General features: G+C 35.5%; 18 protein-coding genes. 3 read left to right on the top strand and 15 right to left on the bottom strand.

Features of this window, described 5'->3' with window-relative positions:
- Positions 1-232: 232 nt before the first annotated feature.
- From IGK81_RS02250 to IGK81_RS02225, 6 genes are all read right to left on the bottom strand, one after another.
- On the bottom strand, positions 233-667 hold the full coding sequence (locus IGK81_RS02250; protein ID WP_034699562.1) for a hypothetical protein: 435 nt from the start codon (positions 665-667) through the stop codon (positions 233-235).
- A 93-nt stretch (positions 668-760) separates the two neighbouring features.
- Positions 761-2,611, bottom strand: a complete 1,851-nt coding sequence (locus IGK81_RS02245; RefSeq protein WP_374188439.1) for an LTA synthase family protein — start codon at positions 2,609-2,611, stop codon at positions 761-763.
- 620 nt (positions 2,612-3,231) lie between these two features.
- Positions 3,232-4,056 (bottom strand): ammonia-dependent NAD(+) synthetase, encoded by an 825-nt coding sequence (gene nadE / locus IGK81_RS02240; RefSeq protein WP_034699558.1) that lies wholly within the window; start codon positions 4,054-4,056, stop codon positions 3,232-3,234.
- A gap of 12 nt (positions 4,057-4,068) precedes the next feature.
- A complete protein-coding gene (locus tag IGK81_RS02235; RefSeq protein WP_034699556.1) occupies positions 4,069-5,541 on the bottom strand; it encodes a nicotinate phosphoribosyltransferase in 1,473 nt (490 codons plus the stop codon).
- Between the two features lie 422 nt (positions 5,542-5,963).
- Positions 5,964-6,686: a hypothetical protein gene (locus IGK81_RS02230; protein WP_034699553.1), complete on the bottom strand. Its 723-nt coding sequence runs from the start codon at positions 6,684-6,686 to the stop codon at positions 5,964-5,966.
- Between the two features lie 1,061 nt (positions 6,687-7,747).
- A complete protein-coding gene (locus tag IGK81_RS02225) occupies positions 7,748-8,116 on the bottom strand; it encodes a DUF1827 family protein (RefSeq protein WP_034699551.1) in 369 nt (122 codons plus the stop codon).
- Between the two features lie 197 nt (positions 8,117-8,313).
- Here IGK81_RS02225 and IGK81_RS02220 point away from each other — a divergent pair, with 197 nt between their 5' ends.
- Complete coding sequence (locus tag IGK81_RS02220; RefSeq protein ID WP_034699548.1) at positions 8,314-9,072, top strand: MerR family transcriptional regulator; 759 nt, start codon at positions 8,314-8,316, stop codon at positions 9,070-9,072.
- 226 nt (positions 9,073-9,298) lie between these two features.
- On the opposite strand, the gene IGK81_RS02215 is transcribed toward IGK81_RS02220, so the two are convergent.
- From IGK81_RS02215 to groES, 4 genes are all read right to left on the bottom strand, one after another.
- The gene (locus IGK81_RS02215; RefSeq protein ID WP_034699545.1) at positions 9,299-10,222 is read right to left on the bottom strand and encodes a LacI family DNA-binding transcriptional regulator; all 924 of its coding nucleotides are present in this window, start codon (positions 10,220-10,222) and stop codon (positions 9,299-9,301) included.
- Positions 10,223-10,238: 16 nt separating this feature from the next.
- Complete coding sequence (locus IGK81_RS02210) at positions 10,239-10,511, bottom strand: hypothetical protein (RefSeq protein WP_034699533.1); 273 nt, start codon at positions 10,509-10,511, stop codon at positions 10,239-10,241.
- Positions 10,512-11,244: 733 nt separating this feature from the next.
- On the bottom strand, positions 11,245-12,870 hold the full coding sequence (gene groL / locus IGK81_RS02205; protein ID WP_010720044.1) for a chaperonin GroEL: 1,626 nt from the start codon (positions 12,868-12,870) through the stop codon (positions 11,245-11,247).
- 39 nt (positions 12,871-12,909) lie between these two features.
- Positions 12,910-13,194, bottom strand: a complete 285-nt coding sequence (groES, locus tag IGK81_RS02200) for a co-chaperone GroES (RefSeq protein WP_010738436.1) — start codon at positions 13,192-13,194, stop codon at positions 12,910-12,912.
- 238 nt (positions 13,195-13,432) lie between these two features.
- Between groES and IGK81_RS02195 the strand changes: the two genes are divergently transcribed.
- Both IGK81_RS02195 and bacL2 read left to right on the top strand, forming a co-directional pair.
- Positions 13,433-14,104: a CPBP family intramembrane glutamic endopeptidase gene (locus IGK81_RS02195; protein ID WP_034699529.1), complete on the top strand. Its 672-nt coding sequence runs from the start codon at positions 13,433-13,435 to the stop codon at positions 14,102-14,104.
- A gap of 930 nt (positions 14,105-15,034) precedes the next feature.
- Positions 15,035-15,643, top strand: coding sequence for a BacL2 family protein (gene bacL2 / locus IGK81_RS02190; protein ID WP_034699527.1), 609 nt, complete (start codon positions 15,035-15,037; stop codon positions 15,641-15,643).
- 508 nt (positions 15,644-16,151) lie between these two features.
- On the opposite strand, the gene IGK81_RS02185 is transcribed toward bacL2, so the two are convergent.
- From IGK81_RS02185 to walK, 5 genes are all read right to left on the bottom strand, one after another.
- Positions 16,152-16,631 (bottom strand): hypothetical protein, encoded by a 480-nt coding sequence (locus tag IGK81_RS02185; protein WP_431393406.1) that lies wholly within the window; start codon positions 16,629-16,631, stop codon positions 16,152-16,154.
- Between the two features lie 241 nt (positions 16,632-16,872).
- Positions 16,873-17,682 (bottom strand): MBL fold metallo-hydrolase, encoded by an 810-nt coding sequence (locus tag IGK81_RS02180; protein ID WP_010720049.1) that lies wholly within the window; start codon positions 17,680-17,682, stop codon positions 16,873-16,875.
- 50 nt (positions 17,683-17,732) lie between these two features.
- On the bottom strand, positions 17,733-18,605 hold the full coding sequence (locus IGK81_RS02175; protein WP_034699525.1) for a two-component system regulatory protein YycI: 873 nt from the start codon (positions 18,603-18,605) through the stop codon (positions 17,733-17,735).
- Positions 18,606-19,919 carry a YycH family regulatory protein gene (locus IGK81_RS02170; protein WP_010720051.1) on the bottom strand — a complete coding sequence of 438 codons (1,314 nt, stop codon included), beginning with the start codon at positions 19,917-19,919 and terminating at the stop codon, positions 18,606-18,608.
- Positions 19,916-21,751, bottom strand: a complete 1,836-nt coding sequence (gene walK / locus IGK81_RS02165) for a cell wall metabolism sensor histidine kinase WalK (RefSeq protein WP_010738440.1) — start codon at positions 21,749-21,751, stop codon at positions 19,916-19,918. The genes IGK81_RS02170 and walK overlap by 4 nt, the downstream gene beginning before the upstream one ends.
- Positions 21,752-21,753: the final 2 nt, after the last annotated feature.

Raw genomic sequence — 21,753 nt, 5'->3', positions numbered from 1 at the left:
TGAACTTGAATATGGAGGGATTGAGTTGAACTGAGACAAACGATCGGTAAATAGCAAAAACCGTCAAGTTGGTTAGGCTTGACGGTAAAAGTGAATTATTCGATCGAGTAATTCAAAATTGTTGTTGGTATAGGTTACTTTCATATAATAAGTGATTGACTGATTTTTATCATAAAAAACATATGATAATTAAATTAAAACACTCTATTTTTCAATGAAACTTTATACTGTTTTATTTTTTCAACAATAAATTTGTCATTTTTTGGATGGCTGAAGAAATATTTTCTGTCGCTTGATCCTGTTTTTCTTCAGAAGCATCAAATAAGTCATGGTCAACTCCAGACTCTGGTTGGATACTTTGAGTCATTTCTTCACAACCAGCCACGTAGGAAGTATAGGCTTTTTCAAAACTTTTATGAATACCCATTACTTTTGCTGGTGGTCGCAACTGACTGATTTTTTTCAATATCACACGATATTTTTTTGTTCCTTCTTCAAACAAATGAACGATTTCAGCTAACTCTTCTTGAGACAAGTCTTCTGTTTTTTTCTGATCAATCGCTTCTCTGATCACTTGATATTTTGGATGCATCTGTTCACCGATCTCTTCCGTCTCTTTGACCATTCGATCGACTGATTGTACATAATAACCAATATTTGGTAACATTCTTTCTCCTACTTTCGATTTTATTTCTCTTTTATTTTACCTTTTTTTAGCACAATTGAATAGGCTTTCTACCCAGAGTAATAAAGTCATATGTTATTTTTCAAAAAAATTTGTTTGCAAACTGTATTTTTCTCCAGAAACAATATCATATTGAATCATCTCATAAGCTTGATAAAGTTCTGCTTGTTTTTTGTTTAATTGTGCTTCCCGATGCCATTGCCCCTCTTGGTAGTATAGTTCTCGCTCAAATGCTGGTAATTCATTTTGAAGTGCCAACAATAATTGATAAAAACCAGTTGTCTGTTGATTAGTCTGATTCATCAAGTCAGCAGCAAAATAAAAGGGACTTGTAACAGGAGCTTCGTTTTTTTCTAATTCTCCTTGACTATCAAACATCAAAAACTGTGTTTCGTGTAAGGTGTGTTTCTCATTACTATTTTGAATGGTGTCAGAATAGATCCCTGGTAAATGATCTCCCCAGAAAACAACTAGTGTTCTTCTTGATAACTTCTTCAGTTCTTCCGTGAACGCTTTTAAGGATTGGCTACTATACGAAATATCTTGAAGATAATTTTCTAAACTACTTATCCCACTATTATCCTCTGTTTTGGCTGTATATTCGAGCTGCTGATATTTTCCATCATAAGGCATATGGGTTTGCATCGTCACAAGATGGATAAATTGGGGTGTATCGTCCTCTTTTAAAAGATCCATCACTTCTTGATAAGCAGAAGCATCAGAAATGTAGGGATTATCTTCAATGGTGTCTGTATACGTCATCGTATTTTCACTAATAAATTCATCAAAACCTAAAACCTCGTAAACATCTTTTCTTTTGTACATCGAGGTGTTATAAGGATGGATCGCAGTCGTATGATAATTTTGATCTTTCAATGTTGAAACGATCGAAGGTAATTGATTCATTTTGGGTACTAGCATTGTGTAGGGTGTTGTTAATTGAGCATTGAATAGTCCCATTGAAAAACCAGTTAATGCTTCAAATTCGATATTGGCTGTTCCCCCACCATAATTTTGAGAAAGCATCTGACCGCTATAAGTCTGATCAGCCACCGCATAATAATCTGCCAAAGGATCACCGGTAATTTCCACCCCATTCAAACGACTAGGATCTGAAAAACTTTCGCTCATCACATAAATGATATTCGGTTGTTCTTCTGAGGCAGTTTTATTTTTTTCATCTGCCAGTTTTTGATAGTGTGATGTAATTTCCTTGATTTTTTCTTCAGAGTACCCTTTTGGTTTTTCCATTGGATCGATTTTTAAATTGTATAAGAAACCACCAATAAAACCTGTATTATAATAATTCATCTTTTGACTATAAGGAATCCACAAAGCCGTTTTGTTATATGCTTTACGTAATAAATTATTTGGGTTATTGAAATGACTAATATAAATAAGCGCAAAGATCGTAGTAAATAATGTGATCACTCGGATGGCTTGAAATTTCTTGTCTTTCTTAAAACTCCGATAGATAGCCCAGCAACCACCTGCTACCACTAATAGGATCATTCCTGCTAATAGATAAAACGAGGTTGTGCCTGTCATATCTTTTAATAAACCAAACTCTTTGATCATCTTTAGGTCGTCGGGATAAATCGGTTCTTGTCGATAGGTCATTTTTAAGTAGTTTGCGTAACCTAATATTCCAATGCCAACAAGATAAAAGAATGTTCCAAAGAGAAAAGAACCTAATACTGCCACTAAAAAAAGTAAGATCATTAATAACACTAAACAAGCTAATAAAAATTTTTCCGTATGCCACGAAAAAGCAAATTTTACAGCTAGATCAAAAGAAAGATCGTTTTGACACCATTGTAAATACAAATTGCTTAGTCCAACGACAAAAACGATACTTATCGCCACTAATGTATATTTTAACCAATTTTTCTGTTTGACAGACAATTGATTGAAACTATCTTTTATATGTCTTTTCAAATGGATACTCCTTTAATTCATTTATTATTCGATACCGCTTTCCTTATTTTAATGATTTCCAGATAACAAGTAAAGAACTGTCTGCAAACCCTTATCTTTTTTTATTCGTTGTCCGATTTGATTGCTCACAAATTGTCGACTGCTCAATATCGTATTGTAAAAGCATAACAATAGTATGCAAGTAGCGACTTATAAAAAAGGCGTTAAAAAAATCCATGTGAAAGAAGTCTACTGACATAACTTTAATTTTTAACACAAGATGTTTAAACAATTTATTACAGCTACTAAAAAAATCCTCCATGCGTTTATAATCTTAATTAATAGTACTTCATTGACGTACTACTACAGAATAGAACTGAAACCCAATGAATAGCTATTTTTAATCTTTTGTCTTAAATCTTGAAAAAGAACATGCGGTTCATATTCTCTTGATAATAGAAATAACCCGCTATATCCAGAAAATGCGAGAAGCTGTTTTCGGATATAGCAGGTTATTTTTCCATCTGAACTTTACTATGACAACCTTATTTTTTACTAAATGACGAGTTCATTAAAAACAAGCAATGTTACTTCATTCATTGGTGTGATCTTCAACAAAGTTTTTAGGCTTATTTCCAAAAATCATCTAACACTGAGATAGGTAAGTGTCGTTTATGCTGAGTTTTATTCCACCAAGCTTCAATTTTTTGTTTGGCATCTGTTGGAACTTCTTTACCTTCTAAATAATCATCAATCTCAGTGTAAGTAACACCTAAAGCAACCTCATCGGCGATCAACGGCTTGCCATCTTCCAAATCAGCTGTTGGGATTTTGGTATAAAGTTTCTCAGGTGCCCCTAGTTCTTGTAATAATTGTTTTCCTTGACGTTTGTCCAAGCGGAATAATGGTAACAAATCGGCGCCACCGTCGCCATACTTTGTAAAGAAACCAGTAATATTTTCAGCTGCATGATCCGTTCCCAGGACTGCTCCTGCATGCCCACCTGCAATTGCATACTGTGTGATCATCCGTTGACGAGCTTTGATATTTCCTTTATTGAAGTCACTGACTTCGATCCCCGCAGCGGCTAATTCAGCAACTTGCGCATCGACAGCAGGTTTGATATTCACTCGTAGGCGAACGTCAGGCTGGATAAATTCAACTGCAGCTTTCGCATCCTCTTCGTCTACTTGTTCGCCATAAGGTAAGCGTACAGCGATAAATTGATAACGATCGTCTTGTGTTTCTTCACGCATTTCTTCCATTGCTAATTGAGCCAAACGTCCCGCTAACGTAGAATCTTGTCCCCCACTGATTCCTAAAACAAAAGTTTTTAAGAAAGGATATTTCTTTAAATAAGCTTTCATGAAATCAATACTAGTTCGAATCTCACCTTGTGGATCAATGGTTGGTTTGACACCTAATTCTTGGATAATCTCTTCTTGTAAGCTCATTCTTTTTCCTCCTTAATATTCATTGTATAAAGTAGCTACGTTTTTCTTCATCCGTTCCATCGTAGCCATCTTATGATTCCAACAATCTGTCGATAAATCAACTGGGTATTTTTGTGGGTTAAGGTCACGTTTGTACTCTTCCCACAGTGAATCAAGGTTATCACGTGTATATGCTTTGATTTCATCTAAAGTTGGTAATTCATAGACCCGTTCGCCCTTCACGAAAATATCTTGTAAGATAGGTCGAGCGGTAAAGTCACGCACCGTTTTATTGATAAAGGTATGCACAGGATGAAACATAAAAATCTCTGCTTCCTCTCTAGGATCTTCCTCCCAAAGCGTAACGTAGTCTCCTTCTGATTTGCCATCAAAATTGCGAGTGATTCGCCACACTTGCTTCTTGCCAGGAGTTGTTACTTTTTCTGCATTGCTGGAAAGCTTGATTGTATCGATCATTTTGCCCTCTTTATCTTCAATTGAAACCAATTTGAAGACTGCACCAAGCGCAGGTTGGTCATAGGCTGTAATCAATTTCGTTCCTACACCCCAAACGTCGATTTTAGCTTTTTGCATTTTTAAATTTAAAATCGTTGCTTCATCTAAATCATTTGAAGCATAAATTTTAGCCTCAGTGAAACCAGCAGCATCTAATTGTTCACGAACACGCTTCGAAATATACGCCATGTCGCCACTATCGATACGAACCCCAAGGAAATTGATTTTATTGCCTAATTCTTTTGCTACACGGATCGCACTAGGCACACCAGATTTCAAGGTATCGTAAGTATCAACTAAGAACACACAGTCTTTATGAGTTTTCGCATAAGCCATAAACGCTTCATAATCATTTCCATAAGATTGAACAAGTGCATGCGCATGCGTCCCACTTGCAGGAATCCCAAAGATTTTCCCAGCTCTGACATTACTAGTAGCATCTGCTCCACCGATGTAAGCAGCTCGAGTTCCCCAAACAGCAGCATCCAATTCTTGCGCTCTTCTAGTACCAAATTCTAACAATGGATCATCGCCGATCACTGATTTGATTCTTGCTGCCTTCGTAGCGATCAACGTTTGAAAGTTCACCATATTCAGTAGGGCTGTTTCAATCAATTGACAATGTGCTAACGGACCTTCCACTTGGATCAACGGTTCATTGGCAAACACTAATTCACCTTCACGCGCCGAGCGGACAGTAGCTTTAAATTTAAATTCTTTTAAGTATGTTAAAAAACCTTCTGGGTAGATGTCCATTTTGCGTAAGTATTCAATGTCTGACTCACTAAACGTCAAATTTTCTAAGTATTCCACAAGACGTTCTAATCCTGCAAACACGGCATACCCATGGTTAAATGGCATATCACGGAAATAGCATTCAAAAACAGCGTGGAGATCCGCACGACCTAATTCCCAGTACGTTTGCATCATGTTGATTTGGTATAAATCAGTATGCAACGTCAAACTGTCATCTGGGTAAATTTTATTCATCTTTATATTACTCCTCTTGGCAAGTTTTCATTTCTTATCCATTATAACAAAAAAACGCTAGAGTAGAAGAAATCTTGATTATTTTCTGAAAAAGGACAAATGAAAATAAATTTATAACCCAGAACAATAATGAACCAACCTCAAAAAATTTAGACTAAAAAGTGACCTTTTTGGGGGTCGACTTTTTTATGGTTACAGACAATTTTGAAGTGAAATTAAAAGTTGTCCAATCTTCCATGATTTTTCCGAAAAAACTGAATTTAATCACCGCTTCTCTCATAAAAGACTACAGACATTAGGCTGTTCGCCCTCCGTACAGTGCAGAGGACAAACAGCCTATGTCAATTTTTTTACTTCCCACTTTTAGGTGTCGTGCCTATAGGAATATTTAAAGAAGTGAAAGGTTATAAACTTTCTATTTTTTATAAATGAACAGATAGTGCTAATAAACTTTCCGCCTTCTTGCATAAATTACTTAAATGAACGATGTCGCATTTTCCTACAGCCTTAAGAATCAGCGTTCTAGCTTCTTTGATCGTTTCAGTTGTTGTGTTTGGAGATAATGTGGTATATGTATTGTCGGTAAATAAATGGTTTACAGCCTCTACAGCATTTTGGACAGCTGAATCTACTGAATTAGTACTTTCTAATAACAAGCTTTCCGCCTTCTTGCATAAATTACTTAAATGAACGATGTCACATTTTCCTACGGCCTTAAGAATCAACGTTCTAGCTTCTTTGATCGTTTCAGTTGTTGTGTTTGGAGATAATGTGGTGTATGTATTGTCGGTAAATAAATTGTTTACAGCCTCTACAGCATTTTGGACAGCTGAATCTACTGAATTGGTACTTTCTAATAACAAGCTTTCCGCCTTCTTGCATAAATTACTTAAATGAACGATGTCACATTTTCCTGCGGCCTTAAGAATCAGCGTTCTAGCTTCTTTGATCGTTTCAGTTGTTGTGTTTGGAGATAATGTGGTATATGTATTGTCGGTAAATAAATTGTTTACAGCCTCTACAGAGTTTCGGACAGTTGAATCTGAGACAGTTACTTGTTGAGCTGCGTTAACGGTCATGGTATTTATTGTCCCAGCACTAATGCACAAAAACGAGGTAAATAATAATAGTTTACTATATTTCATCAAATCAATCCTTTTATATTTTATTTTTTATCATGACATCCTAAAGTTCATATTCTCTAACCATTAATAAATGTCGGTATTGATTTTTCTCCAAGTAATCGGATGATTATGTTTATTCTATAATAGATGTCTGAATGGGTTTAAATTTGATCATCATCTAAATAAATCATCCTTGGATTCAATAGAGATCTAATAATACATAGTTACATAAACTTAATTTTCTTTTCCTAAATAAAAATATTACACTTTGCGCTTTCTTATATATTTAACGACCTCCCTTTATCTATAGTAATAAGATTTATGTAACGTATCTCCCGACACTTAGCATTATATACTGATAAAGAGGTACCATCATAAATTTTTTTTTATATTTTAATAAGTATTAGGAAAGAGTTATAGTTTGATGTTGGAATTGTTGTAATAAACTAGATAAAAAGTGAAGGAAAATCGAGGATTTATATTATGCCAAGAGATTCAGTTGATAAAGTAAGTAAAATTGTTGCCGTCAACCTAATGATCGAAGAATAATTTTTTGTGAAAGAAGTTAGCCTGTAGCTAAAAAAACAGGCTCACCGCTTGTATCGTTGGATTCAAGAAGTTAAAAAATATAAAGCAAGTGCGTTTCTTAGAAAAGGGAACGCACTTTTTGATGCTCATGATGACATGAAGAAGTTAGAACAAGAAAAGCATTACTTAAGAGAGGAACGAAACTTATAAAAAAGTTCCTAGTTTTTTTGAAGTCAAACAAGCGTCCGATTTCCAGTTCAAAAAAACAGAAAGAAGTTTTCTTCTTTCTGTTGAATTTATCCTAAGATTTCTCGTTACCAACCTCGTGGGACAAAGAGACTCAATTCAGAGACATCACCTCAAACTCAGATGGAAATATTTAAATGTATTAAAACTTACTACAATACTAAATGGATGCATTTTGCCCTTGGCCATCCATCCCTAGAGACCTTGAAAAAATTTTTTCTCTTGTTCTCTGAACCAAGTATCTAGTTTTTCTTAACAGCTCCAATTTTGAGACCGGTACACAACTTACTCATTTGCAGAAGACTGTTTTATTTTTCCTCCACTGAACGACCTACTTTCTGTTCAACAATCACGATATCTTTATTTGGTCGTTTGAATTGGACACCTGCTCGTTCTAAGTCTTGTTTTACACCAATATGGACCTTGACGTCTTCACGTTCTGCTTTCAAAATACGACGGATTGCAAAATCAATTTCTTGCTTGGTGATTTTTTTCTTCGTATTAATCATCAATAATTGGGATTTTTCATACGTATCAATGTATAAAATCTGTGTTCGATCAAGCGAATAAAGTTTATAGTATTTGATGGCTTTACTACTAAAGAAAAAATCTACTACTTTAGGATAAAACGTCTTAATATTTAAATTACTTGTAACTGGCGTTTCGATTAATTTCATCTTATTCCTCTTTTCTATTATTATTTATAACAAGCGCTCAACAAAGGAATCGCTTTCAACATGACATATTTAAAGCAGAAAAATTCGTTTTTCTACTTTACTTATTATAACATAAAAATAAACACAAAAAAATATTCAAAATTTCTTGACCTTCTAGTTACGTCAAGGAATAAGATCATTCTATAAGGAGGTTAAGCATGGAATATACTATAAAAAAAATGGCAGAAATTTCTGGTGTTAGTCCTCGTACCCTGCGTTTTTACGATCAGATTCACTTACTGAAACCATCACGGGTGACTGAGTCTGGCTATCGGATCTACACTAGCCAAGAAGTTGACCGACTACAACAGATTTTGTTTTATCGCTCCCTTGATTTTAAGTTAGAACAAATTGCAGAAATTTTAGATAATCCAGCTTTCGATCATCGACAAGCGTTGATCCAACATCAAGAAATGTTACAAGAAAAAAGAAAACAGCTCGACACACTATTAATGACTATTCAACATACATTGGAGAGTTACGAAGGAGGAAAACCGATGAAAGATCATGAGAAATTTGAAGGATTTAAAAAACAAAAAATAATGGAAAATGAAACAAACTATGGACAAGAAATACGAGAAAAATATGGAGACGACACCGTTGAGAAAGCAAATAAAAAATGGCAAAATATGTCTGAAGAAAAATTTGAAGAAATGCAGTCTTTAGAAAAACAACTCTTAGCTGATTTGACAGCTTATTTACAATCAGACTCTGATCAAAAACTAGCATTGAAACTATTTGAAGAACACAAAAAATGGCTTACTTTTAGCTGGCCTTCTTATAGTTCCGAAGCTCATCGTGGCTTAGGCTTATTGTATATCTCTGATGAACGATTCACCGCTTACTATGATGAGCGTTGTGGAAACGGAGCTGCCCAAGCATTGAATACGATCATTCAAACATACGCGGTTGAATAAGTTGTCTTTGAGTGGACGTTCATTTTAGGAAATAAGTAGCGAAGATCTCACTTTATGATCCTTCCTGTCAGAATGCAGACACTACATTCTTTCATAATCCATTGACGTCAAAAAGAAACCGAAGCAATCACAAAAATAGGAGAAACTATTTTTGGCTATTCGGTTTCTTTTTTAGGTTTTTGCGTTACTTCGATCTACTTTTGATTCCGCATTAAAACCATTTCGACTATCGCACAATAAATCGATAAGGAATTTTGATTTGATCTTTTTTTTCTTCGATAAAAAGTAGAAAGGCCGTTTCTCCACACTCTCTTAAGCCATGGTCAATCGTAGAAAAAGACATTAGCTCACTGATCAACAGATTATCACGACCAACAAGACGGTTTTTACTTTCTAAGATGGAGCTTTGCAATATACCGGCAGCAACTGTATCTGAATTAGTGAAGACACCATCTACCTTTTTTTCTTTAAAATACGTCGATGCATTCACCCCTTGTTCATAGTCAATACAGTTCCAAAAAACATTTTCCTCTTTGAAATCGGGAAATATTTTTTTACAAAGTTCCAACGTCACTTTTGTATTAAAACTAAGACGACCACTTCTTCCTAAAGTAACGCCAAGCTTTTCCACGCCCTGTTTTTTTAAATACAATAATGCTTCAGTAATAGATTGTTCACGATCGATAAACACGCAACCAGCTTCTGTTTCTTTTATTTCTTCACAAAAAATGATTGGCCCATACTTTTGATAAGAGAGCAATACATCTAAATTGTTGGCACGAGAAGTAACGATCAAACCATCAAATCGTTTACCTGCAAATTCTTCTAAATACATTCTCTCTCTTTCTGCCTGATAATTTGTTGGTAACAAGGTCACCTGATAATCTTCGTTGAAGGCGACTTCAATGATCCCACTAAGCAATTGATCGAAATAAGGATGATCCGTATAAGGCAGAATAACACCAATATTTTTTGTTTTTCCATAACTGAGCTGTCTGGCACTTGCATTAGGAACATACGATAACTCATTAATGACGGATAGAATCTTGGCACGTTTTGTTTCGTCAACATAAGGATGATTATTGATCACCCGTGAAACGGTAGAGACAGAATAGCCCGTCAGTTTTGCAATATCTCTGATGTTTGTCATGCTTTACTAAAACCACCTATGCAAAAAGATTTTCTTGTAAATAGTCTACCACAGCATGCCCACATTCAAAAAATTGATAGAACGTTCCATCATATTCAAAGCTAATACGTTGCCCACCCAGATACGTATCTTTTGCCAATCCACTAATTTCATCTAAAGGAATTTTTTTCATTACCGTTTTATTTAACCCTTGAGGACTAGACAATTCAAGCACTGTTTCTTTAAATTCAACAAAAGCATAAAAATAGTCATTCGTAGCGCCATTGGTCGTTTTGATATAAGTATTCATCAGTAATTCCTCCTTTTTGATGAATTGAGTATAGCTTATGAAACGCGTCTCATAGCAAGATCTTTGCTTCACCTTCTAAAAAAACGAGCAATACGATACATACTCTTGTCTTTAAATCTTTAAACTTATCTTTGAATCTTTAATTAAAAAGTAGAACTTTATTTTAAATATCTAGAAAAATAAGTTCGGGTTCCTCGTTAAAAATCTGCTACTATGCATTTAAAACAGTAACTGAGAGGAGTTTTTCAATTGTATAAAAAGCAAAAAAAAGCAGGTATACTGAAAAGAATAATGAGACTAATAAAGTATAAAATAAAGACCATACTACAACGCAGAAGATTAGTAAAAATAATGAGAAGAAAACATCGAATAAACGAACGAATGTCTAACCTAGTAAACATTAAAGAATACTGCCTAGTAGAGAAACCTATGCCATTAAAAAGTACAAAGGAAAATAATCACTCCATGTTGTCTAAGAATGAGAATCTGAAAAACATGAAGAATATAAAGAAGAAAAAAGACAAAAATAGTAGCACATCAAGATCCTCTAACTTCATTTATATTGGTCTTTCTAACAATAGAGATAGTTCTAGAGCCTAAGCAACTATCCACATCGAATGGTTGATTAACTAAATATCCTTTAATAGTTTTGCCCCTTTTTTGCTCCTTTTATTCAAAACAAGACAAAAAAAGAAGAAAGAATCCTTTAAAAATAAGGATTCTTTCTTAATGACTACATCATGCCGCCCATCATTGATGGATCCATTGCTGGCGCTGCAGGTGCTGCTGGTTCTGGTTTGTCAGCAACTACTGCTTCAGTTGTTAATAATAGAGCTGAAACAGATGCAGCATTTTGTAATGCTGAACGAGTAACTTTGGTTGGATCAACAATCCCTGCTTCAACCATATTTACCCATTCGCCTGTTGCAGCATTGAAACCTGTTCCTAATTCAACATTTTTCAATTTATCAACGATGACTGAACCTTCATATCCCGCATTTTCTGCGATTTGACGAATTGGTTCTTCTAAGGCACGAACAACGATTTTCACACCTGTTGCAACGTCCCCTTGAGCTTCAACTGCTGAAACTTTGCTGATGACATTCACTAATGCTGTACCACCACCAGAAACCATACCTTCTTCAACGGCAGCACGAGTTGCATTCAACGCATCTTCAATTCGTAATTTCAATTCTTTTAATTCTGTTTCAGTTGCTGCACCAACTTTGACCACTGCAACCCCACCAGCAAGTTTTGCTAAGCGTTCTTGTAATTTTTCACGGTCAAAATCTGATGTTGTTTCAGCAATTTGGTTTTTGATCAATTGAACACGTGCTTCAATGGCTGTTTTATCGCCAGAGCCTTCAACGATTGTTGTGTTGTCTTTGTCTACCACAACTTTTGAAGCATTTCCTAGGTTTTCGATTGTTGCATCTTTCAATTCTAATCCTAAGTCGTCCGTAATCACTGTTCCGCCTGTTAGGATAGCGATATCTTCAAGCATTGCTTTACGACGATCACCGAAACCAGGTGCTTTCACTGCAACAACGTTAAATGTCCCACGGATTTTGTTCAAGACTAATGTTGGTAAAGCTTCTCCATCCACATCGTCAGCGATGATCAATAGCGGACGAGATTGTTGTAAGATTTGTTCTAATAAAGGCAAGATGTCTTGGATATTAGAAATCTTCTTATCTGTGATCAAAATGTATGGATTTTCTAAAACAGCTTCCATTTTGTCATTGTCAGTCACCATGTATTGTGACAAGTAACCACGATCAAATTGCATACCTTCAACAACATCTAATTCGGTTTCGATTCCTTTTGATTCTTCAATAGTAATAACACCATCATTGCCGACTTTTTCCATTGCATCAGCAATCAAATGTCCCACTTTTTCTGAACCAGAAGAAACAGCTGCAACTTGAGCAATTGCTTCTTTAGAATCTACGACTGTTGAAATGTTGTGCAATTCTTCAACAGCTGCTTTGGTTGCCAATTCGATCCCACGACGAATACCTAAAGGATTTGCCCCAGCTGTTACGTTTTTTAATCCTTCACGAACAATTGCTTGGGTTAACACAGTAGCGGTTGTTGTTCCGTCACCTGCGATATCATTGGTTTTAGAAGCCACTTCAGAAACTAATTTTGCACCCATGTTTTCAAAGTGATCTTCCAATTCGATTTCTTTTGCAATTGTTACGCCATCATTAGTAATCAATGGTGAACCGTATGATTTTTCTAATACAACATTACGACCTTTTGGACCTAATGTTACTTTTACTGTATCAGCTAATTTATCAACTCCACGTAGCATTGCTGCGCGTGCATCTTCTGCAAATTTCAATTCTTTTGCCATGTCTATTCACCTCATCAAATTTTTTTCGTACTTTTTTATTTATTCAACGATCGCCATGATATCTTTTCCTGCAACGATCAAATATTCTTTTCCTTCAAATTTTACTTCTGTACCGGCATATTTTTCAAACATCACTTGGTCGCCCGCTTTTACAGCAGCAGGAACTTTTTCTCCGTTTTCCAATAAACGGCCTTCACCGACTGCAACAACTGTTCCTGTTTGTGGCTTTTCTTTAGCGGATGAAGCTAAAACAATTCCTCCAACAGTTGTTTCTTCTTCTTTTGCGACTTCGATAATGACGCGATCACCTAATGGTTTTAACACGATAAATCCCTCCGATAACTCTTTTTTTGGATTCGTTAGCACTCTTACACATCGAGTGCTAACCTACATTTTTAATAATACTCATACTTTGATTTTTTTGCAAGCTTTTTAAATGAAAGTACACTAATTTTATCCGTAACCGTTAGAAGTCCCTTAGTAATAGCCTCTAAATTGATCTATGTTATAATTAATTTCTATTCTTGCAGTCTACTTCTGCCTATCTTTAAGGAGGTATTTTATGTCATTAAAAAAATATAGTTTCGCTAGTATCTTTTGCTATGGACTCATTTTTCTTTCCCCATTGATCCTTTCATCTATCGGAATCATCCATACTGTTACTGGTGTGATTACAGCAACGACGATTGCCTATATCATAGGAGCAGTTGTTTTAGCTTTCTTTTATTTCAAGCAAAATGAACCACTACCACTAGAAGCAGCCATTCCTAGTGCTTCGACGCCAAAAATCATCTTATATGGGTTTGTTGGGATTTTCATTGCTTTGATCTTACAGGCGCTTGCAGTGACGTTGGAAACTCTTTTATTTGGTAACAGCGCTCCTTCTGAGAATACACAAAATATTATTCAAATGATTCTTGAAGCTCCAGCCTTTTTAATAGCTACCACAGTTGCTGGTCCAGTCATGGAAGAATTCGTCTTTCGTCGCAGCATCTTAGGTATCGTTGGCAAATATACAAACTTTTGGATCGGGGCAATCGTTAGTTCCTTATTGTTTGCTTTTGCCCATAATGATGGTCACTTACTGATCTACTTTTTCTTAGGTTTTTTCTTTAGTCTACAATACAAAGCAACGGGAAGAATCTGGACCTCGATGATCACACATGTGGGAATGAATACATTGGTGGTAGTGGTGCAGATCGCCGTACAAAAGGGCTGGATCGCTGCTTCATGAGCTGCCAACTAACACCAATCTAAAGACTCGCCTTATACTATCTACTGACCAGCAACTCTTAGTCGCTGGTCTTTTTTTGCGTTCTTTCCGATCCTAGCTCATTCTCTTAACAAATTTTTCCTTCGTAGTTATGAAAAAGATCGATTTATTTAGAGCTATTCATTATGTTTTATCCGCTAGCTACTAGCAGTTTCCATTTATCGTGACACTCACCATTTCCTCTTTTAACCTTCTCAAAACACTTTGATGTTCTTCTCTAATAGCACTCTTATTTTAAATACGACAGAAAACAGCAGTCATTGCCATTTGGATTATTTTCAGATCCTATTAAAATCATGTTCATCTAGATCTAACTATAAACATTGAATTAGATTGGTTCATAGAAAAAATTTAACCACATCGACATCGTCTTATAAGCGCCCACAAGAGTTATCAACTTTGCACTAAACCAACTCGTTCCCCTTCTCCTCCAACTAAAGTGTCTTTCCTTTCGTTTTACAAAAATACGCAGTATGAGAGAAAAACAGCCTAACAAAAATGCGATTAAAAAACACTTTATTTATAAAAAGATAAATACAAAAGTGATTTTAAAACAATTAATATTGTTTTGTTTTTGTTATTAAATGAGGAACTTGCTAATTCATTACATACTTTAATTAATTTTATCAATCATTACTACTTACGAATGCACCATCTCTTAGAAAAATCATTTAAAGAAAGACATCTCCTTTATATCAGACTGACTGCTGTCATTCACGATTTTATAAAGAATAAAACAAAAATAAAATTTTTTATTAAAAAACTGCTGTTTTTATTATATATCTATCAGACTATCATTTATTTAACTTTTACAAAAAAGTTATTTTATATGTCACAAAATAACATTTTTAGGAACGTATCTTTCAAAAAATAAAGGTAGTGTGTTGCGAAATGAATATCTGGCAAATGATTGATGACTTATTGAAGAAATATTATCTGACGAATGATAAAGATATCTTAGATTTAATCATTTTAGATTTAGACCCTTATATAAAATCTTGTGCGCATCGTTTTGTATTTAAAGCACAATCTAACGGAGTATTTATTCCTTTTGAAGACTTCTACAGTAACCTTTGTTTAGCAATTTGGGAAGGCATTGAAGATTTCAAGAGTATCTCAGGCTCCACGTTTAAAAATGTTACGTTGCGAAGGATTTATATTGCTGAAAAGAAGACTTGGAAACAATATAAAAAATCCGGAAGTAAGGTCTTCAATAAAGATGGGATTACTTATGACGTGACAAGATGGGAAAACATCGAATCGCTACATCATTCTAAAAATTGCACAGTTAAAAGTGCCGAACGTTCGATCGAGGAAAAACTTCTAATAGAAAATTTTAAAAAACAGGACTTTTTTAGAGGTACCTTCATCGAACTGCTTTATCACGGTTATTCTTGTAAAGAAATTTGTCTCCTTTTAGGAATCAGTAAGACTTACGATGCAAAAACCAGAAAAAAATGTCAACGAATCAAAGAATCATTCTTGAAATATATTGCCTAATCACTATGTTTTTCTTTCCCTATTCATCTACTTTGAAAAATAGCAAAGCATTTCAATGGTATGTCTATCGTCAATGTGGATCACATCTGATTATGTTTCCAACTTTGAGTAGTATCGTTATCCCGGATGGAGAGTACAAAAAGGTGAAACATTTGGAACGATTCAATAATTTTTCTAAAATAAACTTTTAGCTTGTTTCAACTTTTTGATTATGTAAAAGTAAGTGATACACCTATTAGGCGTAATAAAAATTTTCAATCTTTTCACTAATACAATAATAATGGGAAGCTAGTTTCACTTTGTATCTGTCTGTTTTGAGCAATGTCCCTCTTGCCTAGTCTTCTCTATTATATTTTTCATTTACGGTCTAACTATACTTGATCTTTGAATAGCTGTTTTAGCATTTGTCAAAAAATGCCGAAGGGACTGGGACAAAACTTGTCTCAATCTCCTTCGGCTAATTTTTTCGGAAAGGATCCTGTTAATCACAACTATTTTTCCTTATTTATTATTGACCATTCAGCACTTGTTTTAAACTAGTTTGGATCAACTGCGTATCTGCTGGATTGTCCAATTCCAATTGGCTAGCTTTGGCGTTTGCGGCAGCAGACGGTGTTTGAACAGATTGTTTCACCTTAGGATCTGTTAACGAGTTGATATATTCAGATTGTTCTTGCCACGCCTGCTTGATTAAACGATAGTATTCATCTGTTTTCTCGCTTTCATTAGCAATCGTTTCAGTAGTAGTTGAAGAATCCTTTATTTCTTGCACATTTGAATCCTCTGCAGGATTATTTCCCGTCGATTCTACATTACTAATAGGTTGATTCTCTTTTTCCTTGGTGGTACTATTTTGTGAATTTTCTGTAGAAGTCTTGGTGATCTGCGTGGAAGTCTGATCCTTGCTGGAAGAGGTACGATCAACTCCTGAGTTTGAACACCCCGCCAACAATAACAACCCTAAAATAATAAAATAACTATTTTTCATAAACACATCTCTATTAAACAAACATTTATATTTAATTAAATATAATAAAAAATCACTATCAATAACCAATGAACAATATATCTTATCTAAAATTTAAACTATTATAGCCTTATTGAAAGTACACCCCGTTGTTAATAAAACGTAACTGAATGAGACAAAAATCCTCTCTGCTTTAAATGAACAAAAAAAACACTCAAAACAAGTTGTTTGAGCGTTTTTGGGGTTATATAGTTGACTACGGCTAAATCGAAAATAACTCCGTTGCTTCTGAGGGATCGGTATCATAAATATCAAATTCATAACCGACACCTAGATCTTTTTCTTTTAGGACATTCTCCATCGTCAAGTGAGCTAGTTCTTTTAGATTGTTTTCTTTACTCAAGTGACCAAGGTAGATACGTTTGGTACGATCACCAATAACATCTGTCATGACTAAGGCGCCATCTTCATTGGATAAGTGCCCCCGATCACCTAAGATCCGTTGCTTTAAATTCCAAGGATAAGGGCCCATCCGCAACATCTCTAAATCATGGTTACTTTCCATCAAATAGCCATCTGCATTTTTGATGATTCCTCGCATATGATCACTGCAATAACCTGTATCAGTTAACATCACAAATGAACGGTTTTCTTTATGGAAACGATAAAATTGCGGAGCTGCAGCATCGTGAGAAACGCCAAAGCTTTCAATATCTAGATCCCCAAATGTTTGCACCTTCCCCATTTCAAACAAATGCTTTTGTTCAATAGGAACATTCCCAATTAATGGAGACATTGCTTCCCATGTTTTTTCATTGGCAAACACATCTAAATGATATTTCCTTGCAAGTACCCCTACTCCATGAATATGATCACGATGTTCGTGAGTGACTAAAATCCCGTCTAATTGGTCAGGTGTCCGATCAATTTGTGCCAACAAAGAAGTAATTTTTTTCCCGCTGAGACCAGCATCTACCAAGAGCCTTTTTTTATCACTTTCGATATAAAGTGAATTTCCAGAGCTTCCACTGGCTAGGATACTGATTTTAAAAGCTGGTTTTTCTTCAGCCATTTGACTACTTCCCTTCTTACTTTGTAAACTTTTTTCATTATACTACTTTTTTAATGATCTTCCACCTTTGGAATCGTATTATTTGTTACAATCGTATTACTAAATGCATTGACCGACTCTACTTGGGTCGATTTATCAGGCGTTTCTATCGCCACATACCAGACTGGAACATACACATTCTTTTCTCGCACTTTCAAAATACAAGAGTAAGCAAGCTGCCTCCAAAGGATTTTTGAACCTCGAGAAATCTTATTATTTACATACAATGTTTTGATTGCATCTTCTTCTGTGTGTAATTCTGTTTTTTCCCGTAATTGTTCAATATCGGATAAATGTGTCTGAGTGTACTTCGTGACCATGTAACTTTTATCTTGTTTATTCAGTGAAAACACAATTTTAGCTGTATCATCATAAAAAGGTAGGCCATCATATTTTTGACTTGCTTGTACTTCTGGCGTTGCGCTGTCTAGATCAGAAAAATTCTTCATATAAACATAATCGCTACCAAAGAGTACATTGTTTTTTTTGTTTAAAAAGCTATTCACTGAACTTCCCATTTTATCAGGATCAAAAATACTATTTTCTGATTCTGTCTCAGATAAAGTTTTTGTTAAGACATTGTCATTGAAAACAATCCCACTACTCAACAGTCCTTTTTTACTTGTCCCATGACGTTGACTATCCAGTTCCTTACTAAGGTCCGTTTCCTCCGCACTTAAATAATACCCTTGTCTACTTTCTGAAGAGATTTTACCAGTATAAGAAATGTCATCACTAGAAAGTCGTTGTTGAATGGATTCGGTTTGTCCTGATCGGATCACATTATTTTCTTGGCTGATCGTTTCTTGATAACTTCTAAATAAAAAAACATTTAACCCTAAAAAAGCAACGAAAAAAATCCATTCAATTTTTTTGAAATCCATTTAATTCGCCTCCGTTTCAGGTAATCGTCCAAGCAAATCATTGACAGCGTACCATTGACCTTGGTATTTTACATACCACTCAGGTAATAAATCGACGACTCGATTCGTTTCCTTGATATTTTGCCACGTGTAGCCAACAATCAACGACTCGATTTTTTCTTTGTCTGCCCCTTTATCCAAAAGACTCTGGATGACTTTTTCTGTTTGTGGCAATTCAACTTCTTCATCAGATGGAATCGGTACTTGGATCGTATTCAAGCTGGTTTGGATCTTCACTTGTGAATCTACTTGATCCGCTCCAATTTCAATCTCAACTTTCCCTTTACTGTCTGAACCAAATACAGGAAATCCTTCTACAAATATTCGATAATCGATCTGATTGTTCTCTCGATCAAAATAACGCATATTTCCTAATGAATTGCCTAATTTACTAATATATGGAAAACTTTGTGAGAAAATATTCGCTGTGACGTTGTCTTGTCCGATTTCTCCCCGAAAATCAACGATTTGTGTTTCTGAATGAATCCTCATCGTCTCATTTCCATCATAAAAAAGCAGTTCATTGCTCTCATTATTTGTTTTGACCTCATCTGGTTTTTGGAAAAAGGCATTTCTAAACAAAGTATATGGTTGTTGTGACAGGATATAACTATATTTTTTTAATTTGATTTTATCTTTCGTTTCATATTGTGTCTCAACAATCGAAGGCGTTTTTTCCATCTCTGTCCACGTACTATCGGTTGCCTTTAATTCTTTTTCCAACTCTTTCCAATCAACTGAAAGATTCGATTCGTAAATGGAATCCGTCTCAAAATCAAGGAATCGCACTTTGTTCTCATTTTTATCAAACTGGATACGCATAAAGTAAATAGAATCTGTCCGATTAGGAAGCGCTGAAAAATCCAAACTTAGATGAAAGGCTTCTTTATACTCACTAAGTAGCAGCGGCGCATTATAAGTAAGCTCAATGCCTTCTTGAATAGTTTTTAGCTTGTCAAATTTCTCTTTATCGCCATTGACGATTTCTGTTACTCTGCCAAATCGAGCGCCCTCGATGACTGTTTGGAGGCGAGAAACAAGATTTTCACTATTTGTTTCCTTTATTTGTCCTGAATGCAACCAAGTCACATGTAATGGAAGAAAAACTTCAGATGCTTTTCGGTAGTTTTGTGAATCGATCATCTGTGAATTGGATTCGTCAAAATTAACCGAGGTTTTACCTGCTGGACTTAGCCAAATGGCATATGAGAGGTAGATACTTAAAGCAATCATTAGGAGTAATCCTATTCGAATAACTTTTTCAGAAATTTTCATTCCCACCATTCCTCCTCATATGGTTCATATGGCAACGAGATATAGAAGGTTGATCCTTTTCCTTCTTTACTCTCTGCCCAGATTGCGCCACGGTGGGCTTTGACTACTTCTCTAGAGATAGCCAATCCTAACCCCGTTCCACCTTGGGCTCTCGCACGCGCTTTATCCACGCGGTAAAATCGTTCAAATACCCGATTCAAATCTTTTTTAGGAATCCCAAGTCCTTGGTCAGTAATACTTAAAATCACATTATTGTGTGTTTCCAACAAACGACATGTGATCATTCCACCGTCTGGAGAATATTTGATCGCATTATTCATAATATTATCAATCACTTGGATTACTTTATCGGTATCAATCTCTACCCAAAGATCTCTTTGGGTAAATTCCCGTTTAATCGTATAGTTCTTTTCTTGGTTACCCACCATCATATCAAAGCGGTCAAGAACAAAATTGACTAATTCATTAAAATTGACGTACTCTAACTGTAATTGTGTATTTCCTGTATCCATTCGCGAAAGATTCAACAGGTCATTGATCATGCGGATCATTCGATCTGTTTCATCTAACGTTACTTTTAGGAAATTAGGAGCAACTTCTTCATCTTTCCAAGCTCCCTCACTTAAAGCTTCAATATAACTACGCATACTTGTCAACGGTGTGCGAAGTTCATGAGACACGTTCGAGACAAATTCACGACGTTCTCTTTCTGTTTTTTCTTGTTCTGTTACATCATGCAATACGGCTACCAATCCACTAATAAAACCTGATTCTCTGCGGATCATGGAGAAATCTACTCGTAAAATCATTTGGTCGCTTTCCATTAATCCAGTTGAACGATCAAGTACCATTTCATTTGGGTCTTCTAGCAGTTTACGTAATGTATATTCTTCTTCAATATCTAACAAAGTCAAAATCGACTGACCGATTGCATCTTCATTTTTGACATCCAATAAAGAAACAGCCATATCGTTGATCGTAATGACTTTACCTCTTCGATCGGTCGCAATGACACCATCTGTCATATGTGACAGGACGCTATCTAACCGATTCCTTTCCGCTTCCATCGTGTCTTGAGCTTCTTCGATTCTTTCAGCCAGCTGGTTGAATGTATCCGCCAGTTGCCCTAATTCATCTTGTCCATGGACTTTAACTTTACGACTATAATCTCCCCGAGCAATCCTAATCGCTTGCTCTCGCATCTCGCCAATTGGCTGAGTGATCGACCGTGCGACTAAGACTGATACGACCATGGAGATCAGGGCTGCGATCAACGAAGCTGTGAAGAATATAATCGCAGTATTATTGATTTCAGAATATTTTTGCTCAATATTACTTTTGACGTAAAGAGCCCCGATAACGGCATCGCCGGTCGGGGACAGGATCGGTTGAATATTGATATTCACTCGCTTATCGTCACTATCTAATGCGACATACCTTTTTGTTGTGAAATCATTGATATCTACATAATCGTTTTTCTTACCGATTGAGCTTTGATCACTAACATCCGTTGTCCCACGTATAATCCCTTTTTCATCAATAACTCGAATCTCTAAAATGTCACTCGAGGCATTGTTTTCAATGAATCGTTTGATATTGGCATTGACTTCTTCAATGTCTGCGTTGTCTTTACGATTTAATTCGGGACTGATCGTGGTCGCTAAAGATTCAACTGTTTGATTCATATCTTTGATAAATGTATTGATTGTTGAACGCTCTAACCCTCGGATAAAGTAGGCACCAATAATCTCAATCGAAATCAGTAAGATCAAAATAAACGTGATCGCAATTTTGAAATTGACTGATCGAAAAAAGCGCACTTTTCCTTTCATCA

The sequence above is a fragment of the Enterococcus sp. DIV0703 genome, assembly GCF_051711065.1.
Lineage (GTDB): Bacteria > Bacillota > Bacilli > Lactobacillales > Enterococcaceae > Enterococcus_B > Enterococcus_B hirae.
Note: the sequence above shows the minus strand (reverse complement) of the source record. Positions and strands in the feature narration are given on the sequence as shown.

Bases quoted from the DNA above. Each gene is read 5' to 3' on its own strand.
- IGK81_RS02250 (WP_034699562.1), bottom strand. From the start codon at position 667: ATGTTACCAAATATTGGTTATTATGTACAATCAGTCGATCGAATGGTC.
- nadE (WP_034699558.1), bottom strand. From the start codon at position 4,056: ATGAGCTTACAAGAAGAGATTATCCAAGAATTAGGTGTCAAACCAACC.
- IGK81_RS02235 (WP_034699556.1), bottom strand. From the start codon at position 5,541: ATGAATAAAATTTACCCAGATGACAGTTTGACGTTGCATACTGATTTA.
- IGK81_RS02230 (WP_034699553.1), bottom strand. From the start codon at position 6,686: ATGAAATATAGTAAACTATTATTATTTACCTCGTTTTTGTGCATTAGT.
- IGK81_RS02225 (WP_034699551.1), bottom strand. From the start codon at position 8,116: ATGAAATTAATCGAAACGCCAGTTACAAGTAATTTAAATATTAAGACG.
- IGK81_RS02220 (WP_034699548.1), top strand. From the start codon at position 8,314: ATGGAATATACTATAAAAAAAATGGCAGAAATTTCTGGTGTTAGTCCT.
- IGK81_RS02215 (WP_034699545.1), bottom strand. From the start codon at position 10,222: ATGACAAACATCAGAGATATTGCAAAACTGACGGGCTATTCTGTCTCT.
- IGK81_RS02210 (WP_034699533.1), bottom strand. From the start codon at position 10,511: ATGAATACTTATATCAAAACGACCAATGGCGCTACGAATGACTATTTT.
- groL (WP_010720044.1), bottom strand. From the start codon at position 12,870: ATGGCAAAAGAATTGAAATTTGCAGAAGATGCACGCGCAGCAATGCTA.
- IGK81_RS02195 (WP_034699529.1), top strand. From the start codon at position 13,433: ATGTCATTAAAAAAATATAGTTTCGCTAGTATCTTTTGCTATGGACTC.
- bacL2 (WP_034699527.1), top strand. From the start codon at position 15,035: ATGAATATCTGGCAAATGATTGATGACTTATTGAAGAAATATTATCTG.
- IGK81_RS02185 (WP_431393406.1), bottom strand. From the start codon at position 16,631: ATGAAAAATAGTTATTTTATTATTTTAGGGTTGTTATTGTTGGCGGGG.
- IGK81_RS02180 (WP_010720049.1), bottom strand. From the start codon at position 17,682: ATGGCTGAAGAAAAACCAGCTTTTAAAATCAGTATCCTAGCCAGTGGA.
- IGK81_RS02175 (WP_034699525.1), bottom strand. From the start codon at position 18,605: ATGGATTTCAAAAAAATTGAATGGATTTTTTTCGTTGCTTTTTTAGGG.
- IGK81_RS02170 (WP_010720051.1), bottom strand. From the start codon at position 19,919: ATGAAAATTTCTGAAAAAGTTATTCGAATAGGATTACTCCTAATGATT.
- walK (WP_010738440.1), bottom strand. From the start codon at position 21,751: ATGAAAGGAAAAGTGCGCTTTTTTCGATCAGTCAATTTCAAAATTGCG.